Genomic DNA, 4039 nt, shown 5'->3' on the forward strand with positions numbered 1-4039 from the left:
CAAGGTCAGTTGGTGAGGCAGGGCGATCAACCCCGTCTCCTCCTGGAGTTCGCGCAGGGCAGCGGTCTCGGGTGATTCTCCGGGTTCGATCGCGCCCGACGGGGTGTTCCAGTGCTCGGCGTCCCACCCTTCATACCGTTCGCGGATCAGCGCGATCCGGTCGTCGCGGAAGGCGAGTACGCCGGCGTAGTCAGGCATGTACGGCACGAGCCAGTTCGAGCTCGTCGAACTCGTTGACGCCGACATCGGCGAACCCGCTCGCCCGCAGACAGGCCAGGCTCGCGAGGTTCGTCGGCTCGACCGCGGCGTGGATGATCCTGGCACCGTTGCCTGCGGCAAGCTCTACCAGCAGGGCGACCGTGGGTACTCCGAGACCTTGGCCGCGGCGAGCAGGATCGACGTAGTAGACGAGCTCCACCTCGCCGTCAAGGATCTCGAGATCGATGAAACCGACCGGTCCCTCGTCGTCCGCGGTGATCCAGCCATGCCTGGTCGATGCCTCGAGCAACGGAGCCCAGCGGCTCACAGCCTGGCCGTAGAACCCGCCGAAGATCGCGCCGCCGACGGATCCGCCGCCAGCCAGCGTTCGACCAGCCGCAGCCCGTCGAGGTCGATCGGCTCCGCCCGCATGCGCAGAACTCTGCACGGACCACCCTGGCTTGTCGAGGCGAAGTACGGAATTGGGTTGCGGCCCCAACACCGCGGCGGTTGGCTGGCCGCGTGGACCTGACGCGCGACGAGTACCCCCGCTCCTCGAAGTACGACGCAGAGTGGCTACTCGACTGCGACATGGGGCCGCATCCGTTGTGGCTGCTCGAGGATCTCGCGAGGGATCTCGATCTCCAGCCCGGGATGCGGGTCCTCGATCTCGGCTCGGGCAAGGGTGCGACGAGCGTGTTCCTGACGAAGGAGTACGGCGTACGGGTCTGGGCCGCGGACCTCTGGGTCGACCCGACCGAGGCCGCCGCGACCTTCGCCCGGCAAGGCGTCGACGTCACCGCACTCAAGGCCGAAGCGCACGCGCTGCCGTTCGCCCGAGAGTTCTTCGACGCGATCGTCTGCATCGATGCTTACGAGTACTTCGGTACTGCGGACGGCTATCTCGCCTACCTCACCAGCTTCCTCAAACCGGGCGGTCAACTCGGCATCGCCACCCCCGCGATGACGGCGGAGATCCGCGACCTCGGGTACATCCCTGAGCACATCAAGAAGGTGGTCGGCTGGGAGGCGATCGCCTGGCACACCGCCGACTGGTGGAGGTTCCACTGGGAGGTCACCGAGCTCGTGGAGGTCACGTCGGCCCGGCTGCAGGAGTCCGGCTGGCGCGACTGGCTCACCTGGGCGCAGGTGAGCTCTGAACGCAACGGCAAACCCGATGCGAGCCTGGAGATGCTCGAGGCTGACCAGGGCGAGTATCTGACGTTCGCCCTCGTCACAGCGCGTAAACCGGGCTGAGAAACCAGACACGCCCTAGCCCGGGTGTGCGCGGTCGACCTGCGCTGAGCAATGCTGGGGGCATGAGCTGGGCTATCTACGCAATGCGCGGACCAGGCGGCGTACGTCGTCTCGAAGACATCCCGGACGGCTACGAACCGCCTTCACTCGGTACTGCGGACCACGTGGTCGAGGTGGTTCGCGGCGTCGCGCCGGGCGTGGATGCGACCAAGAAATCCTGGTTGCTGCTACGCAGTGACGAGTACGACGTCGAGATGACGATCGGCAAGGGGGTCGACGTTCGGGACATCACGTTCTACCTGAACGACGGACCGCGCTCGATCCCGTTGGTGATGGAGATCAGTCAACGGCTGGGCGTCACGCCGTACGACACTGAGTCGGGCAACTTCCTCACCGAGGAGTCGCGGCCGCCGGTGCCGCCGCCGCTCACCGAGGACGAGATCAAGGCGAACAAGCCCAAGTGGTGGAAGTTCGGCCGCGCCTGATCAGGCGGGCCGGGTCGCGACCAGGACGCCGATCTTGTTGATCCGGTGCTCCGGGTTGTTCAGCTCGTCCTTCCAGAAGTTGCCCTCCGCGTGGTCCTCCGGCGTCCGGCAGGTGGAGAGCGTGATCATCGCGCGGGTCGGAACCACGCCCAGCCGACCCGGCACGGCCGCGTTCTGCTGAGCGATCTCTGCGGGCTGGCGGAACGAGATCGTCATCGTCTGGACCACCTGGTAGTCGTACACGAACCCGCCGGCCGTGACGAGAATGTGGTCGCCGTTCTGCAGTTCAGGCACCCTCCCGAACGGTCGCCCATGAGTGGTCCGGTGCGCCGTGACGATGAAGTTCCCCACGTCGCCAGGCCCGACCCCGCCCTTCGGCCCCCGCGGAGAAGCAGCCACCCCGCGATCCTGAACATCGGTGCCCGGCCGATCGTCCGCAGTACCGGTATAGGCGACAACCCCTAGCCCACTGACGCCGATCGCCGGGATCCCCATCTCGACCGCCGTCCCCACCGGCACCCGCGGCGACGTCGGCACCGGCGTACTGGGCACCGAAGTACTGGGCACCGGCTTGGCACTCGGTTTAACCGTCGCCTCCGGAGTCGCGCTCGGCGTGGAGGCAGACGGCGTATCAGCAAGATTCTCGGCAACGTCCGAACAGCCGGCGAGCGCGCCCGCCAGCAGGACCATCACAACCAACCGCCCCACCATGCTCGAAAAGGTAGCTCGCCAACCAAAACCAAACCATCAGAGCGAAATCAGCTGGCCAAGGCGTGCTCGAAGCTGAACACTCGGGTTTCGTGATCTATGACGGCCCCCTCCTGGGCAGCGGAGAAGTCCAGCTTGGTCGCGTGAGACCCGAACAGGTGCGGGCTGCAGCCGCGGACGCAGTCGCAGTCGGCTCCATGCGCTGGATCGACCGCGCGGAGGCTGAGAGCTCGATCCTGTACTTCGGCGTCTACCGCAACTCGCACCTTGTCGGACAGATCCTCCTGCACGACCTCGCCCTGGCCGAGCGTGAGGCGCTGATCGCCTACCACCTCTTCACAGACTCCGAGCGCCGACTGGGAACAGGAACCGAAGCGCTACGACTGCTACAGCTCTACCTGATCAGCACGCAGCGTGTACGGACCGCGACCATCATCACGTCGAAGGACAACACCGCCTCGCAGCGACTAGCGACCCGTTGCGGCTTCACCTTCCGCGGCTCGCCACGGGAGGATCCGGAGGGACTCGCCTACCAGTGGCGCGTTCCACCAAACTAGGCGGGTGCGTGCTCCTTGAGGACTGTCATGAAGGCGCGCATCCAGCCGGGGTGGTCAGGCCAGGCGCGGCCGGAGACGACGTTGCCGTCGACTACCGCGTCGCCGTCGACCCATTCCCCACCCGCGGCCCGGATGTCGAGCGCCAGGGCCGGGTAGGCCGAGGTCTTGCGGCCGTTCAGTACTCCGGCCGCAGCGGCGACGAGCGGTCCGTGGCAGAGCTGGGCGACGGGCTTCGCCTCGCCGTAGAAGTGCTGCACGATCCGCTGGCAGTCCGCGTCATTCCGGATGTACTCCGGGGCGCGTCCGCCGGGGATCACCAGCGCCACGTAGTCCTCGGGCTTCACGTCGGCGAAGGCGAGATCGGCCTGCCAGGTGTGGCCCGCTTTCTCGGTGTACGTGTCGAACCCGTCCACGAAGTCGTGCACCACGAACTGCAGCTTCTTCGCCGTCGGAGCCGCCAGGTCCACCTCGTACCCCTCCTCCAGCAGCCGCTGGTACGGGTAGAACACCTCCAGCGTCTCCGCCGCATCCCCAGTGATGATCAATACCTTCGCCATCGCCCTCATCCCTTTCGCAGCCAGCCTTCCCCGCCACCCTCCGCCGCCCACCACCGCCGGTCAAGACCACCGCACCCCCTACCCCGCCGTGGCCGGCTGGCGTACCGAACGACAGGAGGTGGTCGCCGGACCAGGCCTGCAAGACGTGGTGGTGAGCGGGGCCGCCTCGGCTGGTTGGGCAGGTCGGCCGACCACCTCCTGTCGTTCGGTACGCCAGGTGGTTGGGGAGATATGCCAAGGTGTCGGCGTGAGCGAGCGTGTGCGGGTGGCGGCTGTG

At 66.9% G+C, this 4039-nt stretch carries 7 protein-coding genes; 3 read left to right on the plus strand and 4 right to left on the minus strand.

Features of this window, described 5'->3' with window-relative positions:
* Both VFG33_RS28675 and VFG33_RS28680 read right to left on the minus strand, forming a co-directional pair.
* Positions 1–198 (minus strand): NUDIX hydrolase (locus VFG33_RS28675; RefSeq protein ID WP_325056091.1); only part of this gene is annotated, 198 nt, incomplete at its 3' end.
* Positions 191–526, minus strand: coding sequence for a GNAT family N-acetyltransferase (locus VFG33_RS28680; protein ID WP_325056092.1), 336 nt, complete (start codon positions 524–526; stop codon positions 191–193). The genes VFG33_RS28675 and VFG33_RS28680, both read right to left, overlap by 8 nt.
* 194 nt (positions 527–720) lie before the next feature.
* Between VFG33_RS28680 and VFG33_RS28685 the strand changes: the two genes are divergently transcribed.
* Together VFG33_RS28685 and VFG33_RS28690 are read left to right on the plus strand one after the other, a co-directional pair.
* Positions 721–1455 (plus strand): SAM-dependent methyltransferase, encoded by a 735-nt coding sequence (locus VFG33_RS28685; protein ID WP_325056093.1) that lies wholly within the window; start codon positions 721–723, stop codon positions 1453–1455.
* A 62-nt stretch (positions 1456–1517) separates the two neighbouring features.
* Positions 1518–1940, plus strand: coding sequence for a hypothetical protein (locus VFG33_RS28690; protein WP_325056094.1), 423 nt, complete (start codon positions 1518–1520; stop codon positions 1938–1940).
* Here the strand turns inward: VFG33_RS28690 and VFG33_RS28695 are convergent, their stop codons facing one another.
* On the minus strand, positions 1941–2651 hold the full coding sequence (locus tag VFG33_RS28695) for a class E sortase (protein WP_325056095.1): 711 nt from the start codon (positions 2649–2651) through the stop codon (positions 1941–1943).
* A 140-nt stretch (positions 2652–2791) separates the two neighbouring features.
* Here VFG33_RS28695 and VFG33_RS28700 point away from each other — a divergent pair, with 140 nt between their 5' ends.
* Positions 2792–3205: a GNAT family N-acetyltransferase gene (locus tag VFG33_RS28700; RefSeq protein WP_325056096.1), complete on the plus strand. Its 414-nt coding sequence runs from the start codon at positions 2792–2794 to the stop codon at positions 3203–3205.
* Here VFG33_RS28700 and VFG33_RS28705 read toward each other — a convergent pair.
* Entirely contained in the window at positions 3202–3762 is a 561-nt protein-coding gene (locus VFG33_RS28705) for a DJ-1/PfpI family protein (RefSeq protein ID WP_325056097.1), read from the minus strand. The genes VFG33_RS28700 and VFG33_RS28705 overlap by 4 nt on opposite strands.
* Positions 3763–4039 lie beyond the last annotated feature (277 nt).

The sequence above is a fragment of the Kribbella sp. genome, from assembly GCF_035687465.1.
Classification (GTDB): domain Bacteria; phylum Actinomycetota; class Actinomycetes; order Propionibacteriales; family Kribbellaceae; genus Kribbella.